The 24,110-nt window shown below is 63.3% G+C and carries 25 protein-coding genes; 9 read left to right on the forward strand and 16 right to left on the reverse strand.

The window, feature by feature from the left end; all coding sequences use genetic code 11:
- The first annotated feature begins 93 nt into the window (after window positions 1-93).
- The gene (locus B5525_RS05055) at window positions 94-873 is read left to right on the forward strand and encodes an SDR family NAD(P)-dependent oxidoreductase (protein WP_079565019.1); all 780 of its coding nucleotides are present in this window, start codon (window positions 94-96) and stop codon (window positions 871-873) included.
- Between the two features lie 104 nt (window positions 874-977).
- Window positions 978-1,865, forward strand: coding sequence for a TauD/TfdA dioxygenase family protein (locus B5525_RS05060; protein ID WP_079565020.1), 888 nt, complete (start codon window positions 978-980; stop codon window positions 1,863-1,865).
- A gap of 10 nt (window positions 1,866-1,875) precedes the next feature.
- On the opposite strand, the gene B5525_RS45260 is transcribed toward B5525_RS05060, so the two are convergent.
- The 3 genes from B5525_RS45260 to B5525_RS05075 all read right to left on the reverse strand — a co-directional run bounded on the left by B5525_RS45260 (window position 1,876) and on the right by B5525_RS05075 (window position 3,792).
- Window positions 1,876-2,556 carry an IS630 family transposase gene (locus B5525_RS45260; RefSeq protein WP_244567999.1) on the reverse strand — a complete coding sequence of 227 codons (681 nt, stop codon included), beginning with the start codon at window positions 2,554-2,556 and terminating at the stop codon, window positions 1,876-1,878.
- A complete protein-coding gene (locus B5525_RS05070) occupies window positions 2,493-2,933 on the reverse strand; it encodes a helix-turn-helix domain-containing protein (RefSeq protein WP_079565021.1) in 441 nt (146 codons plus the stop codon). Before B5525_RS05070 ends, B5525_RS45260 begins: the two co-directional genes overlap by 64 nt.
- A gap of 193 nt (window positions 2,934-3,126) precedes the next feature.
- Entirely contained in the window at window positions 3,127-3,792 is a 666-nt protein-coding gene (locus tag B5525_RS05075; RefSeq protein ID WP_079565022.1) for a YqgE/AlgH family protein, read from the reverse strand.
- A 135-nt stretch (window positions 3,793-3,927) separates the two neighbouring features.
- On the opposite strand from B5525_RS05075, the gene B5525_RS05080 reads away from it, so the two are divergent.
- The 3 genes from B5525_RS05080 to B5525_RS05090 all read left to right on the forward strand — a co-directional run bounded on the left by B5525_RS05080 (window position 3,928) and on the right by B5525_RS05090 (window position 6,678).
- Window positions 3,928-4,767: a protein-disulfide reductase DsbD domain-containing protein gene (locus B5525_RS05080; protein ID WP_079565023.1), complete on the forward strand. Its 840-nt coding sequence runs from the start codon at window positions 3,928-3,930 to the stop codon at window positions 4,765-4,767.
- 220 nt (window positions 4,768-4,987) lie between these two features.
- Entirely contained in the window at window positions 4,988-6,373 is a 1,386-nt protein-coding gene (locus B5525_RS05085) for a polysaccharide biosynthesis C-terminal domain-containing protein (RefSeq protein ID WP_079565024.1), read from the forward strand.
- Window positions 6,374-6,411: 38 nt separating this feature from the next.
- Window positions 6,412-6,678: a hypothetical protein gene (locus B5525_RS05090; protein WP_244567835.1), complete on the forward strand. Its 267-nt coding sequence runs from the start codon at window positions 6,412-6,414 to the stop codon at window positions 6,676-6,678.
- Window positions 6,679-6,971: 293 nt separating this feature from the next.
- Here B5525_RS05090 and B5525_RS05100 read toward each other — a convergent pair whose 3' ends face one another.
- The 12 genes from B5525_RS05100 to cysG form a co-directional block, all read right to left on the reverse strand.
- Window positions 6,972-7,760, reverse strand: coding sequence for a 3-hydroxybutyrate dehydrogenase (locus B5525_RS05100; protein ID WP_079565025.1), 789 nt, complete (start codon window positions 7,758-7,760; stop codon window positions 6,972-6,974).
- A gap of 1 nt (window position 7,761) precedes the next feature.
- Complete coding sequence (locus B5525_RS05105) at window positions 7,762-8,943, reverse strand: DUF3734 domain-containing protein (protein WP_079565026.1); 1,182 nt, start codon at window positions 8,941-8,943, stop codon at window positions 7,762-7,764.
- 115 nt (window positions 8,944-9,058) lie between these two features.
- Window positions 9,059-9,556 carry a CAP domain-containing protein gene (locus B5525_RS05110; RefSeq protein WP_172899817.1) on the reverse strand — a complete coding sequence of 166 codons (498 nt, stop codon included), beginning with the start codon at window positions 9,554-9,556 and terminating at the stop codon, window positions 9,059-9,061.
- A 68-nt stretch (window positions 9,557-9,624) separates the two neighbouring features.
- Window positions 9,625-10,668 (reverse strand): sulfate/molybdate ABC transporter ATP-binding protein, encoded by a 1,044-nt coding sequence (locus B5525_RS05115; RefSeq protein ID WP_079565027.1) that lies wholly within the window; start codon window positions 10,666-10,668, stop codon window positions 9,625-9,627.
- Complete coding sequence (gene cysW / locus B5525_RS05120; protein WP_079565028.1) at window positions 10,658-11,527, reverse strand: sulfate ABC transporter permease subunit CysW; 870 nt, start codon at window positions 11,525-11,527, stop codon at window positions 10,658-10,660. The genes B5525_RS05115 and cysW overlap by 11 nt, the downstream gene beginning before the upstream one ends.
- A 13-nt stretch (window positions 11,528-11,540) precedes the next feature.
- Window positions 11,541-12,326, reverse strand: coding sequence for a sulfate ABC transporter permease subunit CysT (gene cysT, locus B5525_RS05125; protein ID WP_425305288.1), 786 nt, complete (start codon window positions 12,324-12,326; stop codon window positions 11,541-11,543).
- Between the two features lie 78 nt (window positions 12,327-12,404).
- A complete protein-coding gene (locus B5525_RS05130; RefSeq protein ID WP_079572961.1) occupies window positions 12,405-13,394 on the reverse strand; it encodes a sulfate ABC transporter substrate-binding protein in 990 nt (329 codons plus the stop codon).
- 122 nt (window positions 13,395-13,516) lie between these two features.
- Window positions 13,517-14,251 (reverse strand): phosphoadenylyl-sulfate reductase, encoded by a 735-nt coding sequence (locus B5525_RS05135; protein WP_079565030.1) that lies wholly within the window; start codon window positions 14,249-14,251, stop codon window positions 13,517-13,519.
- Window positions 14,248-14,763: a DUF934 domain-containing protein gene (locus B5525_RS05140; protein ID WP_079565031.1), complete on the reverse strand. Its 516-nt coding sequence runs from the start codon at window positions 14,761-14,763 to the stop codon at window positions 14,248-14,250. The genes B5525_RS05135 and B5525_RS05140 overlap by 4 nt, the downstream gene beginning before the upstream one ends.
- On the reverse strand, window positions 14,750-16,411 hold the full coding sequence (locus B5525_RS05145; RefSeq protein WP_079565032.1) for a nitrite/sulfite reductase: 1,662 nt from the start codon (window positions 16,409-16,411) through the stop codon (window positions 14,750-14,752). The genes B5525_RS05140 and B5525_RS05145 overlap by 14 nt, the downstream gene beginning before the upstream one ends.
- A 22-nt stretch (window positions 16,412-16,433) precedes the next feature.
- Complete coding sequence (locus B5525_RS05150) at window positions 16,434-16,751, reverse strand: DUF2849 domain-containing protein (RefSeq protein ID WP_079565033.1); 318 nt, start codon at window positions 16,749-16,751, stop codon at window positions 16,434-16,436.
- Window positions 16,748-18,184 (reverse strand): siroheme synthase CysG, encoded by a 1,437-nt coding sequence (gene cysG / locus B5525_RS05155; RefSeq protein WP_079565034.1) that lies wholly within the window; start codon window positions 18,182-18,184, stop codon window positions 16,748-16,750. Before cysG ends, B5525_RS05150 begins: the two co-directional genes overlap by 4 nt.
- Window positions 18,185-18,438: 254 nt before the next feature.
- Between cysG and cysD the strand changes: the two genes are divergently transcribed.
- The 4 genes from cysD (at window position 18,439) to B5525_RS05175 (ending at window position 23,778) form a co-directional block, all read left to right on the forward strand.
- Window positions 18,439-19,233 (forward strand): sulfate adenylyltransferase subunit CysD, encoded by a 795-nt coding sequence (cysD, locus tag B5525_RS05160; protein WP_079572962.1) that lies wholly within the window; start codon window positions 18,439-18,441, stop codon window positions 19,231-19,233.
- Between the two features lie 24 nt (window positions 19,234-19,257).
- Window positions 19,258-21,174, forward strand: a complete 1,917-nt coding sequence (cysC, locus tag B5525_RS05165; RefSeq protein ID WP_079565035.1) for an adenylyl-sulfate kinase — start codon at window positions 19,258-19,260, stop codon at window positions 21,172-21,174.
- Window positions 21,175-21,339: 165 nt separating this feature from the next.
- Complete coding sequence (locus B5525_RS05170; RefSeq protein WP_079565036.1) at window positions 21,340-23,502, forward strand: malate synthase G; 2,163 nt, start codon at window positions 21,340-21,342, stop codon at window positions 23,500-23,502.
- Between the two features lie 75 nt (window positions 23,503-23,577).
- Window positions 23,578-23,778 carry a CsbD family protein gene (locus B5525_RS05175; RefSeq protein WP_079565037.1) on the forward strand — a complete coding sequence of 67 codons (201 nt, stop codon included), beginning with the start codon at window positions 23,578-23,580 and terminating at the stop codon, window positions 23,776-23,778.
- A 70-nt stretch (window positions 23,779-23,848) separates the two neighbouring features.
- On the opposite strand, the gene B5525_RS43605 is transcribed toward B5525_RS05175, so the two are convergent.
- A complete protein-coding gene (locus B5525_RS43605) occupies window positions 23,849-24,004 on the reverse strand; it encodes a Thivi_2564 family membrane protein (RefSeq protein ID WP_154073071.1) in 156 nt (51 codons plus the stop codon).
- Window positions 24,005-24,110 lie beyond the last annotated feature (106 nt).

The raw sequence follows: 24,110 nt of genomic DNA on the forward strand, positions 1-24,110 counted from the left end.
CGACCTCGCCTTTGATGACTGTCAAAGCATAGCAGCTGACATTCCAGAAGAAACGCCAGGGAAGAAGCACCAGAGAAAAACAAGGAAAACTTCATGTCCGATTTCAAGCAACTCAGCCGCTCGGTCAAGGGATTGACCGTCCTCATCACCGGCGCAGCCAGCGGCATGGGCCGCGCCACCGCGCGCGTGTTCGCCGCCGAAGGCGCCAATGTCGCGGTCACCGACTTTACGGCCGAGGGTGCGCAGACGGTTGCCGCCGAAATCGCGGGGAGCGGCGGAACGGCAAAGGCGTGGCGGCTCGATGTGGCTGAGCGCGACGAGATCAACGCCGTCGTCGTCGACATCGCCACGCATTTCGGCGGGCTCGATATCGTGATCAACAATGCCGGCATTTCGGTGCGGGTGGCGATCGACGATGACAGCTATGACAACGCCTGGGCGAAGGGGCTCGCCGTCATGCTGACCGCGCATCAGCGCGTGATCCGCGCCGCATTGCCTTATCTGCGTAACTCGAAATCGCCGCGGATCGTTAACATCGCCTCCACCGAGGCGCTCGGCGCGACCGCATTGCACAGCCCGTATTCGGCGGCGAAGGCCGGCGTGGTTGGACTGACGCGATCGCTTGCGGTCGAACTCGGCCGCGAGGGCATCACCGTGAACTGCATCTGCCCGGGGCCGATCAGGACCGCGATCACGGAGCGGATTTCGGAGGAGCACAAGACCATCTATGCCAAACGCCGCACCGCGCTTGCCCGCTACGGCGATCCCGAGGAAGTCGCCCACATGACCTTGAGCCTGTGCCTGCCGGCAGCCTCCTTCCTGACCGGGGCGATCATTCCGGTGGACGGCGGGTTGATGGCACGCAACGCCTGAGGGCGGACATGCGCCGCCAAGCGTTGACATGGTCGTCTCGGGGAGTAGTTTTTTCGGAAAATGGAGCGGGGGTAACCGCCTCCCTCGACCAGGAGAAAACGCCAATGACCGTCACGATCCGGCAGCTTCACCCGCATTTCTTCGGCGAGGTGTCCGGCGTCGACCTGCGCAAACCGCTGACGCCGCTTGAGGCCAGGGATATCGAAGCCGGCATGGACAAATACGCCGTGCTGCTGTTCCGCAACCAGGACATCTCGGACGAGCAGCAACTGGCGTTCGCGCTGAATTTCGGCGAGCGCGAAAAGGCGCGCGGCGGCACCGTGACCAAGAAGGAAGATTACCGGCTGACCTCCGGCCTGAACGACGTCTCCAATCTCGGCAAGGACGGCAAGCCTCTGCCGAAAGATCACCGCACCCATCTGTTCAATCTCGGCAACTGCCTCTGGCATTCCGACAGTTCGTTCCGCCCTATCCCTGCGAAATTTTCGCTGCTGTCGGCGCGGGTGGTGAACCCCAAGGGCGGCAACACCGAATTTGCCGACATGCGCGCGGCCTATGACGCGCTCGACGATGAGACCAAGGCCGAGATCGAGGACATGATCTGCGAACATTCGCTGACGTATTCGCGGGGATCGCTCGGTTTCCTCGACTACACCGAGGAAGAAAAGCAGATGTTCAAGCCAGTGCTGCAGCGGCTGGTGCGCACCCATCCGGTGCACGGCCGCAAGTCGCTGTATCTGTCGTCGCATGCCGGCGCGATCCTCGGCATGAGCGTGCCGGAGGCGCGGCTGTTGCTGCGCGACCTCACCGAGCACGCCACGCAGCCGCAATTCGTCCACGTCCACAAATGGACGCTGCATGACCTCGTGATGTGGGACAACCGCCAGACCATGCACCGCGTCCGCCGCTACGACCAGTCGCAGCCCCGCGACATGCGCCGCGCCACGGTGGCCGGCACCGAGCCGACGGTCAAGCAACAGGCGGCGGAGTAGAGGCACGCTTCTAAGCAGAGATTCTTTGTTTGGCCAACGGATCGAGGTTTCGCTCGGAGTTCAAGGAGGTTACGGCGGCGTGGATTGCTCGATCGAGAGCTTCGGCATCGGTGAAGGTCTGGTGGGCCAGATGATGGGCTTTGAGATCGTGCCAGACAACTTCGATGTCGTTGAGTTCGGGCGCGTACTTGGGCAGCCATTCGACGGTGAGCCAGTGGGCACGGGCCGTGAGGGCAGCGGTTGTCGCCTTGCTCACGTGGATCGGCCCGTTGTCGAGCACGACGACGACGGGTTTCGTCGGCAGACCCGGCCTCGGGCCATACAGACCGTCGAGCGTTTCCAAGAGCGCAATGAAATCGGTGCTACGCTTGGTTCGGCTTGTGTGCACAATGAGCTTGCGCGCGGTGTGATCGAGCGCTCCCATCATCGCAACCTTCTTGGCCTGTCCTGGCGCCTGCACCCGCAGATCGGCGCCACACTTGGCCCAGGCTCTGGCCAGATAAGGATGCGTCAACGCCTCGCTCTCATCGGCGAAGAGAAGCACGATATCACCGGCCTCTGCCTGCGCCTTTCGCAGTGCCAGCCTGAGGCCCACGCGGTCGACGGCATCGGCGTCCTGGCGGCCCTTCAGGGTGTGTCGCGGTCGGCGCCAGCGGAACTTTTTTTGCGTAGCACCTTGGACAGACGCGATTTGGAGATGGTGACGCCCTCGCGGGCCTCGATCTCGCCAATGAGGCGCGCCAGCGTCCAGTTGTGCCGGTCGGCAACCGGCGCTTCCAGCAATGGCCTCGCAACTCTCAGCGCAGCTTCCGCTTTGACAGGGGCCGGTCCCGGTGCAGGGCTCGTCTTGAGTGCCTCGACCCCGCCGCGCGCAAAATCGCTGCGCCACAGACGCACCGTATCCTCGCGAACGCCGAACGCTTCCGCAATGCGTGGGCTGGTCCAACCCGATAACGTCAGCAATACGGCTCTCGCCCGATCCGCCTCCCCGCGATCGCGCGAAACTGCAAGGGTCCGCAATGCCGCCTGCTGCTCTTCACTCGCCACGACTGGAGATTTACCTGCCATGTCTCGCCTCCGCGAATCAGTGCGAAGACGGAATCACGCCCGGCATCCGTTGGCCAGTAAGATGAAACCTGCTTAGCAGAATATGAGATCGTCATCGCCCGCGAAAGCGGGCGATCCAGTATACGCAGCCGTTGGTAATTATGGGCGCCGGTGATGACTGGATGCCCCGCCTTCGCGCAGCATGACAGCGGAGCTACGCGTGCCCGGCCTCGTTCGACAGCATGCCCGGATCGATCCCGATCTTGCGCAGCGCCCGGAGGTATTTTTCCTCGACGTCGCCGCCGAAGATCAGGTCCGGATCGGCGTCGCAGTGCAGCCAGCCATTGTCCTGGATTTCGGTTTCGAGCTGGCCCGGCGCCCACCCGGCATAGCCCAGCGCGAGAATCGCGTGCTTGGGACCGGCGCCCCTGGCGATGGCTTTCAGGATATCGACGGTCGCGGTCAGGCAGATTCCATCGTCGATCCGCAACGTGGCATCCTCGATGAAGAAATCGCTGGAATGCAGCACGAAGCCACGGCCGGTCTCGACCGGACCGCCCTTGAGCACCTTCATGCTCTCTGCATTTTCCGGCAGCTTGATCTGGTCGGCCTTTTTAATGATGTCGAGTTGCACCAGCAGTTCGGGAAAATCGATACTGCCCGCCGGGCGATTGACGATGATGCCCATCGCGCCTTCGGAGGAATGCGCGCAGAGATAGATCACCGAACGCTCGAAGCGCGGGTCTCCCATCACGGGCATCGCGATCAGAAGCTGGCCGTCGAGATAGCCGCGACCTGACGGATTGCCGGAGCCCGAATTGTCGCCGATGCCGGCGGCGTCGCGGCTGGTCTTCCTCAGTCTTTTGCCTTCAGGGCCCATCCGCAAAGGACTCTCATGTTGCCGCCCATCCTGATATTGGGTGGCAGTTCTGTCAATCAAGCTTCGTCCGGCGCTTGAAAATACATCACAAGCAATTCAATGGTTTGCACCCCCACCAGCCTGTAAAGACGTCTCATGACAGTCATAGTTCCCGTCCGCGCCGCGCTCGGCTTCGCCGCAACCGTCCTTGCTTCGTCCCTGACGATGGAGGCCCGCGCCCAGGACTCGTCGCTTTGGCAACGCGACGGACACTCCGCGGTGCGGCTGCTGGCGGGCTCGCGCAGCGGCGCGGTGCTGCTCGGCGGCATCGCCTTTCAGCTGCAGCCGGGCTGGAAGACCTACTGGCGCACGCCGGGCGATTCCGGCGTGCCGCCGCGGTTCGATTTCTCCAAATCGGACAATATCGAAGCCGTGACCGTGATGTGGCCGGCGCCCGCGAAATTCGACGACGGCGCCGGCGGCCATTCGATGGGTTATCACGACGGAATCGTGCTGCCGTTGCGGATTGTGGCAAAAAATGCCGACAAGCCGGTGACGCTGCGCGCCGACATCAACTACGCGGTGTGCGAAAAGATCTGCATCCCCGTTCAGGCCAATGCGGAGCTGCCCTTCACCAGCGTGGCGAGCACCGAAGACAGCGCACTGTTCGCAGCGCTCGATACCGTGCCGAAGCCGGCCAATGTCGGCGATCCCAACCCGCTGACCATCCGCGATGTCAAGCGCGACGGCAAATCCACCGTGCTGGTCGACGTGGTCAGTCCCGACGGCAAAGACGTCAACCTGTTCGTCGAGGGGCCGACGCCGGAATGGGGACTGCCGGTGCCAAAACTGCTCGACCACGGCCCGCCCGGGGTCAAGCGTTTTGCCTTTGAGCTCGACGGGATGCCGCCGGGCACGAACCCGGAAGGCGCGGCGCTGAAACTGACGCTAGTCGGCGGCGACCGTTCCTACGAGTTCAATATCAATCTGGAATAATTTCTCCGTCATTCCGGGGCGCGCATTTGCGCGACCCTGAGATGTGCAATTGCACATCGGGGAATCTCGAGGTTCCGGGTTCATGCGGAGCCTGTCATCGGGCGGCGCTTCGCGCCGACCCGTTGGCATGCCCCGGAACGACGACGCCACCGATTCTTAACGAATAGTTGATAGGCGGAATGGTCGCCGCAGCCCCGCGGCGGCTTTCGAGGTTTGCCGCTTGGCCGCGATCGACGCACAATCCGAGACAGTTCCGCCTGCCGGTGTGATCGCGCGGCTGCGCTCGCTGGTGGGCGGCTCCAGCGACGCCTCGGTCACCAACCGGCTGGCCGGCACGGTCTTCGCCATCCGCGTCATCAGCGCCGCACTCGCCTACCTTTCGCAGATCCTCTTGGCGCGCCGGATGGGCGGCTCGGATTACGGCGTCTATGTCTATGTCTGGACCTGGGTGCTGCTGCTCGGCAGCATGATGGATTTCGGTATTTCGACCTCGGCGCAAAAGATTATCCCGGAGTATCGTGCCGCGAGCGAAACCGCGCTGCTGCGCGGCTTCCTGTCCGGCAGTCGCTGGTTGACGTTCATCGTCTCCGCCCTTGTCTCGCTGCTGCTCGCGGGCGTAGTAAAATTGCTGTCGCCGTGGATCAACGCAAGCGAGATCGTTCCGCTCTACATCGGCTGCCTCACGCTGCCGGCCTTCGTGGTCGCCAATACCCAGGACGGCATCGCGCGCTCGTATGACTGGATGCGGCTCGGGCTGATGCCGCAGTTCATCGTGCGGCAGTCCCTGATCATCGGCTTCACCGCAGGCGCGTTCGCGCTCGGCTTCCATCTCGGCGCCACCGCCGCGATGCTCGCCAGTGCCGCCGCGGTATGGATCGCCATGATCGGACAGATGACGGCGCTGAACCGCAGGCTCGGCGGCAACGTCGAGTCCGGTCCCAAGGCCTACGATTTCCACGGCTGGCTCGCGGTCTCGCTGCCGATCCTGCTGGTCGAAGGTTTTTACCTGCTGCTGTCCTACACCGACGTGCTGGTCCTGCAGCAGTTCCGCCCCTCCGAAGAGGTCGGCGTTTATTTCGCCGTGGTGAAGACGCTGGCGCTGGTATCCTTCATCCACTACGCGATGTCGGCGACCACGGCACACCGGTTTGCCGAATATCACGCGCTCGGCGATAAGCCGCGGCTGGCGGCCTATGTCGCCTATGCGATCAAGTGGACGTTCTGGCCCTCGCTCGCTGCGACCATCCTGCTGCTGGCGTTCGGCAAGCCGCTGCTGTGGCTGTTCGGACCGCAATTCGTAGTCGGCTACGACATCATGTTCATCGCCGCCATCGGGCTCGTGGTGCGCTCGGCGATCGGCCCGGTCGAACGGCTGCTCAACATGCTCGGCCACCAGCATATCTGCGCATCGGCCTATGCGCTGTCCTTTGTCATGAACGTGGTGCTCTGCGTCGCGCTGGTGCCGCGGTTCGGCGGCCACGGCGCCGCCGCGGCGACCTCGATCTCGCTGACGTTCGAAACCGTGCTGCTGTTCTGGATCGTGCGGCGGCGGCTCGGCATGAACGTGCTGCCGTTCGGGAAGAACGGCGCCGAAGGCGCATCCTAGGGTTGGAAATTCGGCCGCCTGGGTGATATGATTTCGTTATGACTGCGACGGACCTCAAAAACCTGCTGGAGCGCGCCAAGACCTGGCCTGAAGAGGCGCAGGATGAACTTGTCGCTCTTGCCAATCAGATCGAAAGCGAATTGCAGGGCCAAGACTATCTCGCAACCCGGGAGGAATTGCAGGTCATAGATGCTGCGATGGCCTCCATCGACGGGGGGAAGTCGCAACCGATGCCGAAATTAAAGCAGCCTTTGCAAAATTTCGGCGAGTATGAAACTCGTCTATTCCCGGCAGGCGCTCACTGATCTCAACCAGATCGCAGCCTATTACAATGCGAGTGCCAGCCCGGCGATAGCTGAGTCAATCGCAACCCGGCTGGAAACTGTCATTGACCGCATTTGCCGTTTACCCAAGGCCGCTCCGCGCGTCTCGCAACGCTCTCAGGTCCGAGTAGCTATTTCGGATTTTCTACCGGGTGCGTGGCGAGACGATCGATATTCTGCATATTCGACACACGTCGAGACGACCTCTGGCAACCGGTACCGAGTAACGAAGGAAGATCCCTTCCCGCAAACAGCGGGAAGGGATGACAAGAGCCCTACTCCGCGGTCCAGCCGCCGTCGATCGAGAGGTTGGCGCCGGTGATCTGGGCGGCGTCATCGCCACACAGAAACAGCGCCAATGCGGCGACCTGCTCGGAGGTGACGAACTCCTTGGTCGGCTGCGCTTCCAGAAGCACGTCGCGGATGACCTGCTCCTTGGTGAGGTTGCGCGCCTTCATGGTGTCGGGAATCTGCTTCTCGACCAGCGGCGTCCAGACATAGCCGGGCGAGATGCAGTTGCAGGTAATCTTGAAGGTCGCAAGCTCCAGCGCCACGGTCTTGGTGAGACCGGCGATGCCATGCTTGGCCGAGACATAGGCCGACTTGAATGGCGAGGCCACCAGCGAATGAGCGGAGGCAGTATTGATGATGCGGCCCCAGCCGCGCTTCTTCATGCCGGGCACGGCGGCGCGGATGCCGTAAAACGCCGACGACAGATTGATCGCGATGATCGCCTCCCATTTCTCGGGCGGGAATTCCTCGATCGGCGAGACGAACTGGATGCCGGCATTGTTGACGAGAACGTCGACCGAGCCGAAGGTCTTCTCTCCAAGCGCGACCATGTCGGCGATCTCCGCGGGCTTGGTCATGTCGGCCGGCGAATGCACCGCCTTGACACCGAAGTCCTTCTCGATGGCGGAGCGTTCCTTCTCGATGTCGGCGGGCGTGCCCATGCCGTTGAGAACGATGTTGGCGCCGGCGCCGGCGAACGCGCGGGCATAGGCCAATCCGATGCCGCTGGTCGATCCCGTCACAACCGCGGTCTTGCCTGTCAACGTACCCATTTCACTTGCTCCTGTTGTCATCGAGGGTTTCGGTGCCGTCCCCCGTGAGATCGTAGGTAACCATGGTTTCGCCGGATTGCGGCCGCTCGAGCCAATCCTTGTGGCGCATCGAAAGATGGACGTCGCGTGTCCCCGCGCGCCAATGCTCGACCATGCCGATGTGCGAAAAATCATAATCCTTGGACGAGGATTCGTAGTTCTTGCTGCGGTAGATCAGGTGCACCACCGTGACGGTGTTCTCCTTGGCGGCCTTGCAGAGGATCTCGACTGACGGATCGTTCTTGAGATAGTCGGGCAATTTGCCTATCAGGTCGCGCACTGCCATGCGCGCGTTGTGCACCTGCTTGTTCTTGTCGGTGTTCATACGGGTGCGGCTGGAGAAACGGATGTCCTTTTCGCGCTCGGCGGCTTCCAGCAACGAGACCGGTAGCGGCCCGCGGGCGCTGAACAGATCGACCTGGAAGATCAGCAGGTCGTTGTTGGTTTCCTCATCCAGCACGTAATCAAGCGGTGTGTTGGAGGCGATGCCGCCATCCCAGAAATGCTCGCCTTCGATCTCGACGGAAGGAAAGCCCGGCGGCAACGCGCCGGAGGCCATGATGTGCTCGGGCCCGATCTTCTTGCCCTGCTTCTTGAAGTCGTAATTGTCGAAATATTTGAAGTTGCCGGTCGTCACGCTGACCGCGCCGACGCTGAACCGGGTCTCCAGCGCGTTGATGCGGTCGAAATCGACCAGGCGCTCCAGCGTGGCCCGCAGCGGCGCGGTATCGTAATAGCTCTGCGACTGCGGGGTGCCCTGCGGCCAAAGCGGCGCCGGCGGGATGCGCGGCCGGAAGAAGCCGGGCACGCCGAAGGTCGCGATCAGCGCCGCGCTGGTCTCGTTGAAAAGCGATCGCGCGCGGTCGCTCTTGGTGACGGGGTTCCAGGGGACCGGCGCGGAAACCATGTCCCAGAATTCCTTGAGCCGCGCGACCCGCTTCTCGCGCGGGTTGCCGGCGATGATGGCGGCATTGATGGCGCCAATCGAGATGCCGGCGATCCAATCCGGTTCGAAATCGAAATGACACAGCGCCTGATAGGCGCCGGCCTGGTAGGAGCCAAGCGCGCCGCCGCCCTGCAGCACCAGCACCCGATGTGCCTTGGCTGGCGTCCTTGCCGGAGCGGGACTCGAATGATCGGTCATGGCTTGGTCAATCAGATATGAGAAAGCGGTTCTATTGCCAAAAAGCACCCGGCACCGTGGCGCCCCGTCGCGGTCGCGTCAATCAGCTGTCCTGACAACGGCGATCACGCCGAGGTTATCGCGGGTCCGACGACGCCATTATGAGCGTCCAGAATACCTTGTATTTCGTATTTGAAGCATAGCTCGCCGCGATGCCTAATTTTGTGACACCATTTTTCAGCATATTGGCCCGGTGCGGGGGCGAGTCGCGCCAGCCGGAAAAGGCCTCCGCGAGGGTATGATAGCCCGCCGACACATTCTCTACCGCCTGCGTCGCGGGGTATCCCGAGGCATTCAGCCGCTGCGCCAGCGGTGCCTTGACGTCGTGGTCGAGCTTGTTGCGGTTGGCCATCGCCTGCGACTGCGCTTCCGCAAGTTTCATCAGCTCGGGATCCACCGTCACCGCGCCGAGCCCGTTATTCTGCCGGTACAACGAGATCATCGAGGCCGCGGCGATCGGATCGAGCCTGCCGCCATTGGCTATGTCGGCATACATGGCTGGCTGCTCGACCGGGGCCTCGCCCGCGCAGCCGCCAAGCGCCAACAGCGCGATAATGGCGATAATCGCCCGCATGATTCGAGAGTCCCCCAGAATGGATTGGGGGTTGTTGCATACCAACCGTGGCTGAATGGTGAACGTTTTCAGTCCTGCGCGGCGAAAATCCGGTAGTGCCGGGGCTGCAATCCCACGATATCGCCGGTCCTGAGTTCCCGATCCCGGGGCGCGTCGATCTCGATCACGGTCTCGCCCTGCGATAGAGCGACTTCGGCCCGCTGGATCGGTCCGAAGGTCCGGACATGCCGTACCTTGCCCTCGAATGCGCCGCTGCCGGGCGGCCCGACCTGCATGTCGTGACGGCGAACAAACAGCTGCGATGCGCCGGAAGCCGCGCCATCGGCCCTGATATTCAATGCCTTGCCGCCGAGCCGCACGCAGCCGTCGTGGATATCCACCGGCAGCACGATCGACTCGCCGATGAACCCGTGCACGAAGGCGGTCGCCGGATTGTCATAGACATCGCCGGGCGTGCCGATCTGCACGATGCGGCCCTTGTCCATCACCACCACACGGTTGGCGACTTCGAGCGCCTCTTCCTGATCGTGGGTGACGAAGATCGAGGTCACGTTGATCTCGTGATGCAGGGAACGCAGCCATTGCCGCAGTTCCTTGCGCACCTTGGCATCGAGCGCGCCAAAGGGCTCGTCGAGCAGCAGGATTCGCGGCTCGATCGCCAGCGCCCGGGCCAGCGCAATGCGCTGGCGCTGGCCGCCCGACAATTGGCTTGGATAGTGATCGGAAAGCCAGCCGAGCTGCACCAGATCCAGCAATTCCCTGACCCGCGCACGGATGCCCTCCTCGTTCTTGCGCACCGCACGCGGCTGCACCCGCAGGCCGAACGCGACGTTTTCGAACACCGTCATGTGGCGGAACAGCGCGTAATGCTGGAACACGAATCCGACCTGGCGCTCGCCGGCGCCGCGGGCGAGCGCGTCTTCGCCGTCGAACGAGACCTCGCCGGCGTCGGGCCAGTCGAGCCCCGCGATGATGCGCAACAGCGTGGTCTTGCCCGAGCCGGACGGCCCCAGCAGCGCCACCAACTCGCCTGACGCGACCTTCAGGTCGACGCCGTCGAGCGCGGCAAATGCGCCGAACCTCTTCACGAGGCCTTTGACTTCAATCGTCACGCAGCTGTTGCCCGTCGTCCAAGTGCCGTTCGAGAATGGTTTTCGCCACCAGCGTGATCAGCGCCAGCATCGCCAGCAGCGAGGCGATCGCGAACGACGATACGAATTGATAATCATTGTAGAGAATTTCAACCAGCAGCGGCATGGTGTTGGTCTCGCCGCGGATGTGGCCCGATACCACCGACACCGCACCGAACTCGCCCATGGCGCGGGCGTTGCAGAGCAGCACGCCGTAGAGCAAACCCCATTTGATATTCGGCAAGGTGACGCGGAAGAAGGTCTGCAGACCGGACGCGCCGAGCGAGATCGCAGCCTCTTCCTCCTGCGTGCCCTGTTCCTGCATCAGCGGAATCAGCGCGCGCGCGACGAACGGAAACGTCACGAAGACGGTGGCAAGCGCGATGCCGGGCACCGCGAACAGCACATGGATATTATGGCTCTGCAGCCACGGCCCCCAATAACCCTGCGCGCCGAACAATAGCACGAACACCAGTCCCGAGATCACCGGGCTGACCGAGAACGGCAGATCGATCAGCGAGATCAGGAAGGTCTTGCCGCGAAAATCGAATTTGGCAATGGCCCAGGCCGCGACGATCCCGAATACCAGATTGAGGCCGACGGAAATCACGGCGACCAGGAGCGTCAGCCGGATCGCCGACAGCGCTTCCGGATCGGCCAGCGCAGAAAGATAAGCGCCGACGCCCTTTGAAAATGCCTGCGCGAACACCACGACCAGCGGCAGCACCACGAAGACCGTCAGGAACGTCACCGCAATCGCGATGACGACGAAGCGAACAAGCCTCGGCTCGGTCCGCAGATCGTCCCGCGCCGAACTCAGGGAAGACGGTCGCTGATTCATTGCCCTCGGCCCCTCAATGCGCGGGCAGGCGCAGTTGCGCCCAGCGCTGCAGGCGATTGATCGCGAAAATGATCAGGAACGACGCCACCAGCATGACGACCGCGATCGCGGTCGCGTCCGCATAACGGAATTCCGAAAGCCGGATCACGATCAGAAGCGGCGCGATCTCCGATACATTCGGCAGGTTGCCGGCGATGAAGATGACCGAGCCGTATTCGCCGACCGCACGCGCGAAGGCCAGCGCAAACCCGGTCAACAGCGCCGGAATCAAGCTCGGCAGGATCACTTTTGAAACCGTATGCCAGCGGTTGGCGCCGAGGCTGGCGGCGACTTCCTCGACCTCGACTTCGAGGTCGAGCAGCACCGGCTGCACCGTCCGCACCACAAAGGGAATGCCGATGAAAATCATCGCCACGAAAATCCCGATCGGCGTGAACGCCACCTTGATGCCGAGTTCGGCCAGTGGCGCGCCGAGCCAGCCTTTTTGCGCGAACAGCGAGGTCAGGGCAACACCGGCTACGGCGGTTGGCAACGCAAAGGGAACATCGACGATGGCGTCGAACAGCCGGCGGCCCGGAAAACGGTAGCGCACCAGCGCCCAGACGATGATAGTGCCCATCACCAGATTGACGCATGCCGCGGCAAAGGCGAGGCCGAACGAAATCTTCAGCGCGTTGAGGGTGCGGCGGCTGGTGAGAATGTCCCAGAACTGATCGGGGCTCAGTTCAAAGGTCTTGAGAAACAGACCTGCGAGCGGAATCAGGATGATCACCGACAGCCATGTCAGCGTCAGTCCCATGGTGAGACCGAACCCCGGCAAGGTGCTGCGCCGTCCTGCGCCTCCGCTCACAATGTCCCCTGCTTGCGCTTCACGGCGTCAGTTCTTGTAGATCTGGTCGAACACGCCGCCTTCGCCGAAATGTTCCTTCTGCGCCTCGGTCCAGCCGCCGAATACTTCGTCGATCGTGAACAGCTCGACCTTGGCGAAGGAATTTTCGTATTGCTTGGCGATCTCCGGATCGCGCGGTCGATACGAGTTCCGCGCGGCGATTTCCTGGCCTTCCCTGGTGTACCAGTATTTCAGGTAGGCTTCCGCGACCGCGCGGGTACCCTTCTTGTCGGCGACCGCATCGACGACGGCCACGGGGGGTTCCGCCAGAATGGAGAGCGGCGGCGATACGATCTCGAACTTGTCCTTGCCGAATTCCCGCTGCGCGAGGAATGCCTCGTTCTCCCAGGCCAGCAGCACGTCGCCGACGCCGCGTTCCACGAAGGTCACGGTGGAGCCGCGTGCGCCAGTGTCCAGCACCGGCACGTTCTTGTAGAGATCGGCGACGAACTGTTTTGCTTTATCAGTGATGCCGAATTTCTTCAGCGCGTAGCCCCAAGCGGCGAGATAATTCCAGCGCGCGCCGCCGGATGTCTTCGGGTTCGGCGTGATGACGCTGACATCAGCCTTGACCAGATCGTCCCAATCCCGGATGCCCTTGGGATTGCCCTTGCGCACCAGGAAGACGATGGTCGAGGTGTAGGGCGAGGCATTGAGCGGGAGCCGCTTCTGCCAGTCGGCAGCAACAAGCCCCTTCGCGGCGATGGCGTCGATATCATAGGCGAGCGCCAGCGTGACCACATCGGCCTGCAGGCCGTCGATCACGGCGCGCGCCTGCGAACCGGAGCCGCCGTGCGACTGCTTGATCTCGACGCTCTTGCCGCTTTCCTTCTGATAGGCCGCTGCAAACGCCTTGTTGAAATCCACATAGAGCTCGCGAGTCGGATCGTAGGACACATTGAGCAGCGTGACATCGGCGGCAAACGCCGAGCTTGCCCAGAGCAGCCCGGCAACTACAGGCAACATGCGACGGAACATCCCAATCTCCATTCGGCCTGACGACTTCATTGTCATCGAGGACGCGAATATCACTCAGGTCAATGCGGCATTAAGTCAACGAAACCGCATTTCATTGTTCGCAGCGTTGCAGCGTCACTATGCTACGAAGTCTTGACCGTATGGATGCCGCATTCGGTCTTGGCCCGGCCGCGCCAGCGCCCGGCGCGCACATCCTCGTCGGGCGAGGTTCGGCTGGTGCAGGGCATGCAGCCGACCGACAGGTAGCCGGACTTCAGAAGCGGGTGTGGCGGCAGGTCTGCGCGCGCGTAGATCGCATCGATCTGCTCGCGCGAGACGTTGGCGAAGGGATTGAATTTCAGTCGTGCGCCGTCCTGCTCGACGACCGGAATCTGCGCGCGCAAGCCTCCCTGGAACCGCTTGCGGCCGTTGATCCAGGCGCTGAACGGTTTTAGCGCGCGCGCCAGCGGCTCGACTTTGCGGATCCGGCAGCAGGCATCCGGATCGGAGAACCACAATTCGCGCTCGGGATCCTCGCGGTTCAGCGTCTCCTCCAGCGGCTTGATCGAGCGGACATCGCGCAGGCCCAGCGCCGCGATCAGCGTATCGCGATAGGCAAGCGTCTCCTCGAACAGCCATCCGGTATCGAGAAAGACCACGGGGATGGCGGGGTCGACATCGGCCATGACTTTCAACAGCGCCGCCGACTCGGTGCCGAACGAGGAAACCAGCGCCAGATGCTCGCGGCCGACGGCCTGCAACGCGGTTGCAATCACCTCCGTCGGAGATGCGTTGCGAAGCGCACGATCAAGCTCGTCGGCCGCCGGCAGATCGCCTGCCGTCCGCGCGAGCGACACATGGTCCACGAATGCATTCATTGGCTGGCGCTTTCCGAATGACGCAGCATCATCCGCCGGTGCAGCGCCGTCATGCGGCCGTCGCCGGTCGGCTGATAGAACACCGAGTAGCGCTTGACCGTGTTGGCGAACGCTTCCGCGTCGGCGGGCTTCTTCACCTCGAACGAATCGAAGCCGGCGCGCAGCATGAACAGGAACTGGTCGCGCAGCACCTGGCCGGTGGCGCGCAACTCGCCGCGATAATTGTGACGCTCGCGCAATAGCCGCGCCTGGCTGTAGGCGCGGCCGTCGCGGAAGGTCGGAAACACCAACGCAACCACCGCGAGCCGATCGAGATAGGGAACGAGATCGTCGAGGTCGCGATTGTTCGGCCAGATCACCCCGGTCCGCCCTTCCCGCCGCGACAGCGCCTCGGCTTCGTCGAGGAACCGCGCCGACGAAATCAGGATCGCGCCGTCGCGCGGGATATCGGCATCGTCAGCGAGGTGGACGAATTCGTCGTTCGTTATCTTTCCGTCCTTAACGAGTGGCATAGACGCGCTCCCTGAAAGGTTCGACGCCGAGCCGCTTCACCGCGTCGACGAACAATTCGTCCGGACGCGCGCGCAACGCGAGATAGGCTTCGACAATGTCCTCGACCACGTCGGCAACGTCGACATAGGGCACGGCGGGTCCGATCAGGGCGCCGAGTTCGGCGTTCTCGTCGGCGCGGCCGCCGATCGTGATCTGGTAGAATTCCTCGCCGTTCTTCTCGACGCCGAGAATGCCGATATGGCCGACGTGATGGTGGCCGCAGGCATTGATGCAGCCGGATATGTTGATATGCAGCCGCCCGATCAGATCGGCGGTGTCGTGATTGGCAAAGCGCCGCGTCAATTCCTGCGCGATCGGGATCGAACGCGCATTGGCAAGCGAGCAGTAGTCCAGCCCCGGGCAGGCGATGATGTCGGACACCAGATTGACGTTCGGCGTCGCCAGCCCGATCTTGTCGAGCGCCGCCCACAGCGCCGGCAGGTCGCGCTTGGCGACATGGGGCAGCGCGAGGTTCTGCTCGTGGCCGACGCGGATTTCACCGAACGAGTATTTGTCGGCGAGATCGGCGAGCGCGTCCATTTGATCGGCGGTGGCGTCGCCGGGCGGCCCACCGACCGGCTTCAGCGACAGCGTCACGATCGCGTAACCCTGCACCTTGTGCGTGAACACGGAATTCTTGCGCCAGCGCTCGAACAACGGGTCGGCCGCCGCCTTCTTCAGTTCATCGGGCATATGCGGCAGTTTTTCGTAGCTCGGATAGGAGAAGCGCGACCGGATGTCGTCGATCATGGCGTCGTCCAGCGTCAGCGCGGTGTCGCTGTCGCGCATCTGTTGCCACTCGTCCTCGACTTCAGAAGAGAATTTCTCGATGCCGAGTTCGTGCACCAGGATCTTGATGCGCGCCTTGTAGATGTTGTCGCGGCGGCCGTACTGATTATAGACCCGCAGGATCGCCTCGATATAGCTCAGCAGATCGCGGCCGTGGACGAAGGGCTTTATCGTCTTGCCGATGAACGGAGTGCGGCCGAGTCCGCCGCCAACCAGCACCTCGAAGCCGGTTTCGCCTTCGGCGTTCTTGTGCAGCCGCAGCCCGATGTCGTGGATCTTGACCGCGGCGCGATCGTGCGCGGAGGCGGTGATCGCGAATTTGAACTTGCGCGGCAGGAACGAGAATTCCGGATGCAGCGTCGTGTATTGCCGGATCAGCTCCGACCAGATGCGCGGATCCTCGATTTCGCCGGGCGCCACGCCGGCCCATTGATCCGAAGTGACGTTGCGCGTGTTGTTGCCCGAGGTCTGCATGGCATGGATGCCGACCTCGGCGAGATCGGCCAGCGCGTCCGGCAGTTCGGCGAGCTTGATCCAGTTGTACTGGATGTTCTGGCGTGTGGTGAAATGGCCGTAGCCGCGGTCGTAGCGGCGCGCGACATGCGCCAGCCGCCGCAACTGCTTCGACGACAGGGTGCCGTAGGGGATCGCGACGCGGAACATATAGGCGTGCAGCTGCAGATAGACGCCGTTCTGCAGGCGCAGCATCTTGAACTCGTCCTCGGTGAGCTCGCCGGACAGCCGGCGCTTCACCTGGTCGCGAAATTCCTCGACGCGTTCGTTGATCAGCGTGCGATCGAGTTCGTCATATGCGTACATGTGCGAGCTTTCTGTGGAAGCCTTAGGCCGGAACCGGGAGATCGATGGTGACGCCCTGCAGCCTTATGTGTTCGCGCAGATTGCCGGGCTTGATCTTGCCGCTTTCCTTGATTTCGACCGGCGCGATATAGGCGCCGACCGCACCGACATCGTCGGCGACGGATTCTGCAAGCAAGGCGCGGGCCTCTTCGGAAGTGCGAACGATCGCGGCATCCGACAGCTTTACCGACCAGTCCTGCTGGGCGGTGCGGTAGATCACGATGCCGTCCCAGGTTCGGTTGGCGGTCACCACCGACGGGCCGGTGATTCTGATTTTCTTCTGTTCAAGGGGAGAGGTCATTCGGCAGCTACCTGAAAATATGAGACGAGTTGAGCGAGTTGGGATTGGCGCCATGGCGCGGAATGCGCGACCACATCGCCGATGACGAGAACGGCGGGACCGCCGTCGATCTGCCCGACCAGCTCGGGCAGGCGATCGAGCGTGCCGACGACTGCTTGCGCGTCCGGCCGGGTCACGCGCGCGAACACGCCGACCGGAGTTTGCGGCGAGCGCCCCGCGGCGAGCAGCCCGGCGCGGACGGACGGTGCCGCGGTCATGCCCATGTAGACGACGACGGTCATCTTCGTGTCAGTAAGGGTGGACCAGTCGACGGTTTCGGCGTCCCTGGCCTTGTGCGCGGTGAGGAAGGTGATGCGCAGCGCCTCGTGCCGGAAGGTCAGCGGCACTTCGAATTGCGCCGCCGCGCCGAGCCCTGCGGTAATTCCGGGAATGATCGAATAGGCTACGCCTGCTTCTCGCAGGGCCTCGACTTCCTCGCCGCCGCGGCCGAACACGAAGGGATCGCCGCCCTTGAGCCGCACCGCGCGCTGGCCGGATCGCGCAGCCTCGATTATTAGTTTGTTGATGGCGTCCTGGCCGATGCCGGGCTTGCCGACTCGGCGGCCGACCGGAACGCGCGACGCATCGCGGCGGGCGCGATCGAGCACTTCGGGCGAGACCAGTTCATCGTAAAACACGATATCCGCGTCCTGCAGCGCGCGCAGCGCCTTGACGGTGAGCAGATCCGGATCGCCGGGGCCGGCGCCGACCAGCGTCACCCTGCCCTCGGCCTTGCCGTCACGTTGCGCGCCGGCAAAGGCGCTTGGATCGGAAATATTCTTCAGCGCCGCTTCGGCTTCGTCGTCGCGTCCGGCGAGAACCAGCGCGCCGATCGGGCCGTCGACCACGCGCTCCCAGAAGCGGCGGCGCAGCGGAAACTCAGGAATCCGGCCGTGGATCAGTTTACGCCAGCGGCCGATGAAGGCGGCGAGATCGCCGACGCGCGCCGGCAAGACCGCTTCGATGTGTTCGCGCACGCGGCGCGCCACCACCGGCGACGATCCGCCGGTGCCGACGGCAACCACGACGTCGCCGCGATCGACGATGGCGGGGAAGATAAAGGTCGAATGCGCAAGGTCGTCCATCACATTGACGGGAATGCCGACCGCTTTCGCCCGCACCGACATCTTGGGTCCGATGTCGCCCGCGCCCGCGCAGAGGATCGCGATGACGCCGGAGAGATCGGCAGCGAGGGGATCGCCAAAGGCCTGCTCGATCCGCGCCGCATCGACGGGTCCAAGCCCACAGAGATCATGATGGCCGTCGGTCACATACCAGCGAACGCGCGCGCCCGCGGCAGCCAGCAGGCGCAGCTTCGCGCGCGCCAGGTCGCCTGCGCCAACCAGCAGCACAGGCCCGGCTTGCAGATCCAGAAATACCGGCAGGAATCGCATGCGACACTCGCTTCCCCAACTTCTGGGGTTGACTAGAATTATTTTCTATATATGTCTCGTTCAACCCTCGCAAAGGGAAAATTATTTCTTCTCTGTTGCGACGCAACTATAGAATTTTCGCCTCCAGCCGCCAAGGTCCAGAGATGCATCTTCTCAACAATGATTCCGTCACCGACCGGTTGCCATGGTCTGATACGCTTGGGGCCTCCGCGGTCCAGCAAATTTCGACCGATGTGCGCGCGCTCGAGCCCACCATGGATCACCTGGACGCGCTGGAAGCCCAGAGCATCTACATCTTCCGCGAGGCTTTCGCGCGGTTGAAGAAGCTCGCGCTGCTGTGGTCGTTGGGTAAGGATTCCAACGTGATGATCTGGCTGGCGCGCAAGGCCTTCTTCGGCCGGGTGCCGTTCCCCGCGCTTCACGTCGATACCGCCAAGAAATTTCCGGAGATGTACGCGTTCCGCGACCGCTACGGCAAGGAATGGGAACTCGATCTCAGGGTCGAGCCCTGTCCGCCGCTGGAGACCATCGATCCGACCCTGCCGCCAGCCGCGCGCTCCGCCGCGCGCAAGACCGACGGATTAAAACTCGCGCTTGCCAAATATGGCTTTGACGGCCTGATCGCCGGCATCCGCCGCGACGAGGAGGCGACGCGCGCCAAGGAGCGGGTGTTCTCGCCGCGCGGCACCGAGGGCGGCTGGGACGTGCGCGATCAGCCCCCGGAATTCTGGGATCAGTTCAACGCCTCACCGCCGCCGGGCGCGCATCTGCGCATCCACCCGATCCTGCATTGGACCGAAGCCGATATCTGGGCCTACACCAAGCGCGAAAACATCCCGATCATTCCGCTTTATCTCGCCAGGGACGGCAAGCGCTACCGCTCGCTGGGCGATCAGGACATCACCAATCCCGTGGCCTCGAATGCCGCGAGCATCGAGGAAATCCTGATCGAGCTCGACAGCACCAAGGTGCCGGAGCGCGCCGGCCGCGCGCTCGATCACGAAACCGAAGACGCCTTCGAGCGGCTGCGCGTCGCCGGCTATCTCTGAACCGACATCGAGTTGAGCGATCCCATGAACATGATCCTGCCCACCGCGCTCTCGGCGACGCCGAACGGCACCACCCGCCCGCAAGTGCGGATCGTCATCGTCGGCCATGTCGATCACGGCAAGTCGACGCTGGTCGGACGCCTGTTGCACGAGACCGGCAGCCTGCCGGAAGGCAAGCTCGAAATGCTGAAAGCGGTCAGCGCCCGGCGCGGCATGCCGTTCGAATGGTCGTTCCTGCTGGATGCACTGCAGACCGAGCGCGACCAGGGCATCACCATCGACACCACGCAGATCAGCTTCCGCACCGGATCGCGCGACATCGTGCTGATCGACGCGCCCGGCCATGCCGAATTCCTGCGCAACATGATCACCGGCGCCTCACAGGCGGACGGCGCGGTTTTGATCATCGACGCGCTGGAAGGCGTGCGCGACCAGACCCGGCGCCACGGCTATCTGCTGCATCTGCTCGGCGTCAAACAGGTCGCGGTCGTCGTCAACAAGATGGACCGGGTCGATTTCAGCGCGGCACGATTCAAGGAGATCAGCGACGAAATTTCCGCGCATCTCACCGGTCTCGGCGTCACGCCGTCGGCGGTGATCCCGATCTCCGCCCGCGACGGCGACGGCGTCGCCGAACGCACGCCGCGGATCGGCTGGTACAAGGGCCCGACCGTGGTCGAGGCGCTGGACGCGCTGGAGCCGGCGCGGCCGCTGGAGCAGCTCGCGCTGCGGCTGCCGGTGCAGGCGATCTATAAATTCGACGACCGCCGCATCGTGGCGGGGCGCATCGAGTCCGGCCGGCTCGCCGCCGGCGACGAGATCGTCATCATGCCCGCGGGCAAGATCGCAAAGATCAGGACCGTCGAGAGCTGGCCGGTGACGCCGCTCAAGGGCGGGCAGACCGCTGGACGATCGGTCGGCATTACGCTCGACCGCGAATTGTTCATCGAGCGCGGCGACGTCATTGCCCATGTCGGAACCAGCCCGCGCGACACGCGGCGGGTTCGCGCGCGGATTTTCTGGCTGCACGACCAGCCATTGACGACGGGCGCCTCGATCCTGGTCCGGCTCGGCACGCGGGAGGCCCGCGCCACCGTGGTCGCGATCGAGAAGGCGGTCGATCCCGGCGAACTCTCGAGCGTCGAGACCAAGGCGATCGCGCGCAATCATGTCGGCGAGATCGACATCGCGCTGGCACAACCGATCGCCGCCGATCCCTATACCGATAACCCGCGCACCGGTCGGCTGGTGATCGAGGTCAATGGCCGCATTGCCGGCGGCGGATTGGTGCTGTCGGTCGATGCCGGCCAGCGCGCCATTCCCGTCGACATCGTGCCGGTGGAATCCGCGCTGCGTCCCGACGAGCGCTCGGCGCGCTATCGCCACGGCGGCGCCGTGATCTGGCTGACGGGCCTGCCCGGTTCCGGAAAATCGACGATCGCGCGTGCGCTGGAACGCCGGCTGTTCGGCAATGGCGGTTCGCCGGTGCTGCTCGATGGCGACACCTTACGCGCCGGGCTCAACAGCGATCTCGGTTTCTCCGCGCAGGACCGCAGCGAAAACATCCGGCGCCTGGCCGAAGTCGCCACCCATCTCGCGCGTAACGGGCACATCGCCATCGTCGCCGCGGTCTCGCCCGCGCGCGAGGATCGCGCTGCCGCGCGCCGCATCGCCGATACATTTTTCCGCGAGGTCTATGTCGCGACCCCGGCCGAGATCTGCGAGCGCCGCGATCCCAAGGGCCACTACGCCAAGGCGCGCGCCGGCGCTTTGCACGCGTTTACCGGTATCGGCAATGATTACCAGCCGCCAACGTCATCCGAATTGACAATCGACACTTCGACGGGCTCGGTCGCCGCAGCGACCGACGAGATCGAACGGATGCTGGCGGAATCGGGCGTTCTGTTCGATGAACTGACCGACCTCGCTGCCAACATCTGAGCGTTCGCGCCCTCCTAATGGGCATCTCGGCGCCGCCAAGGGCCTTCTCATCGCCCCGGCTTTAGGGCTAAAAGGACCCCGAACAAGGCCCTTCGCGGGGCCGTTTTGTCGTTTGTCCCCTGTGAACCGCGCTTACCAGCGGCTTCCCGTGAGAAAAATCCCGCCATGAACCGCATCGATGTCCACGGATTGAAAATCGCCCCCGTCCTGTTCGATTTCATCGCCAAGGAGGCGACTCCCAAAACCGGCATTTCCGCCGACGCGTTCTGGGCCGGGCTTGCCGCCATCCTGCGCGATCTCGCTCCCAGGAACCGGGAGCTGCTGGCGATCCGCGACAGCCTGCAGGCGAAAATCGACGGCTGGCATCGCGCCAACAAGGGCAAGCCGTTCGACATGAACGCCTACACGGCATTTCTCAAGGAGATCGGCTATCTCCTGCCGGAGCCGGCGACGCAGAAGGTCGAAACCGCTGATGTCGACGAAGAGATCGGCAAGATCTGCGGGCCGCAGCTCGTGGTGCCCCTCACCAATGCACGCTATGCGCTCAACGCCGCGAATGCGCGCTGGGGCAGCCTTTACGACGCGTTCTACGGCACTGACGCGATCCCGCACGATCCGAGCGAAACCGGCAAGGGCTACAACAAGGCGCGCGGCGACAAGGTGATCGCCAAGGCCAAGGCATTTCTGGATTCCGCGGTGCCGCTGGCGACCGGGAGCCACACCGACGTGACCTCCTATAGCGTCGTCGCCGGCCAGCTCGCGGTCAAGCTGAAGAGCGGCAACGCCACCGCGCTGAAAACGGCCGCGCAGTTCGCGGGCTTCCAGGGCGATCCGGCTTCGCCGAGCGCAGTGCTGCTGGTCAACAACGGCATGCATATCGAGGTCAGGATCGACCGCACCAACATCATCGGCAAGGACGATCCGGCCGGCGTCGCCGACATGATCTTGGAATCAGCCGTGAGCACCATCCTCGACATGGAAGACAGCGTCGCGGCGGTCGATGCCGAGGACAAGGTGCTGGTCTATCGCAACACGCTCGGCCTGATGGACGGCACGCTGTCCGCCGATTTCGAAAAGGGCGGCAAGACGCTGAAGCGCGCGCTCAATCCCGACCGCGTCTACAAGACGGTTGACGGCAAGGGGCTGACACTGCACGGACGCAGCCTGCTGTTGATGCGCAATGTCGGCCATCACATGTTCACCGACGCGGTGCTCGATTCCAGCCGCGCCGAAATTCCGGAAGGAATTCTGGACGCCGCAGTGGCCGGCCTGCTCGCGATCCACGATCTGAAGGGCAGTTCGAAAACGAAGAACAGCCGCACCGGCTCGGTCTATATCGTGAAGCCGAAGATGCACGGCCCGGACGAAGTGGCGCTGACCTGCGAGCTGTTCGGCCGCATCGAGAAGCTGCTGTCGCTGCCCGAGAACACCATGAAGGTCGGCATCATGGACGAGGAACGCCGCACCACGGTCAACCTCAAGGCCTGCATCCAGAATGCGTCGAAGCGCATCGTCTTCATCAACACCGGCTTCCTCGATCGTACCGGCGACGAGATCCATACCTCGATGGAGGCCGGTCCCATGATCCGCAAGAACGACATGAAGGCGCAGCCCTGGATCAAGGCCTATGAGGACTGGAACGTCGATATCGGCCTGATCGACGGCCTGCCCGGCCATGCCCAGATCGGCAAGGGCATGTGGGCCGCGCCCGACAAGATGGCGGACATGCTGGTCCAGAAAATCGGCCATCCGCAGGCCGGCGCCACCACCGCCTGGGTGCCGTCGCCGACCGCCGCCACGCTGCACGCGCTGCATTATCATCAGGTCAACGTGCTGGCGCGGCAGCAGGAGCTCGCCAAGGGTGGCCCGCGCGCCAAACTATCCGACATCCTCACCATCCCGGTGTCGAAATCGAACTGGGCGCCGGATGACGTCAAGCAGGAGATCGACAACAACTGCCAGGGCATCCTCGGCTATGTCGTTCGCTGGATCGACCAGGGCGTCGGCTGCTCCAAGGTGCCCGACATCCACGACGTCGGCCTGATGGAAGACCGCGCCACCTTGCGGATCTCGAGCCAGCATCTGGCGAACTGGCTGCATCAGGGCGTCATCACCAGGGAGCAGGTGATGGAGTCCTTGAAGCGGATGGCGGTGGTGGTCGACGGCCAGAACAAAGGCGATCCCTTGTACCGCCCGATGGCGCCGGCCTTCGACGGCGTCGCCTTCCAGGCTGCCTGCGACCTGATCTTCAAGGGACGCGAGCAGCCGAATGGCTACACCGAGTTCATCCTCACCGCGCGCCGCCGGGAAGCCAAGGCCGCGGGCTGATTGTCGCGGCCCAACGCCGGAACGTTTGACTTGCCCGTCCGTTGAAAGGCCATCTCAACGCAAGAGGAGATGGCAATGGATTGGAACCGGGTCGAAGGCAACTGGAAGCAGTTCAAGGGCGCCGCCAAGGAGAAGTGGGGCAAGCTCACTGACGACGATCTCAACGTGATCGAGGGCCGCCGCGAGCAGCTTGAAGGCAAGCTGCAGCAGCGTTACGGCTTCGCCAAGGACCAGATCCACAGGGATGTGGACGACTGGTTCAGGACGCTGAAATAGGTTTCGTGCGACCGATCAATCAAAAGCCCCGGCATCCGCCGGGGCTTTTTTCGTTGCGCCACCATCGTCGCTAGAACACCGTGATGTATTTCAGGAGCGAGATCACGCCAAGGATGATCACCACCACCCGGGCGATCTGTTTGGCGCGGCCGTCGAGCGGCAGCAAATTGATCAGATAGAGCACGAGAATGACGACGAGAAAGGTGACGAGTACGCTGACCAGCATCCGGAAAATCCCCCCTGAAGCGCGTTTGAGCCAAATTAACGGTTTCTTAACGCGCGAGGGACTCTTCGGTTCCCCACCGGGAACCACAGCTTGGGGCGATAGCCGG

It is taken from the genome of Bradyrhizobium erythrophlei, from assembly GCF_900129505.1.
GTDB classification, from domain to species: Bacteria; Pseudomonadota; Alphaproteobacteria; order Rhizobiales; family Xanthobacteraceae; genus Bradyrhizobium; species Bradyrhizobium erythrophlei_D.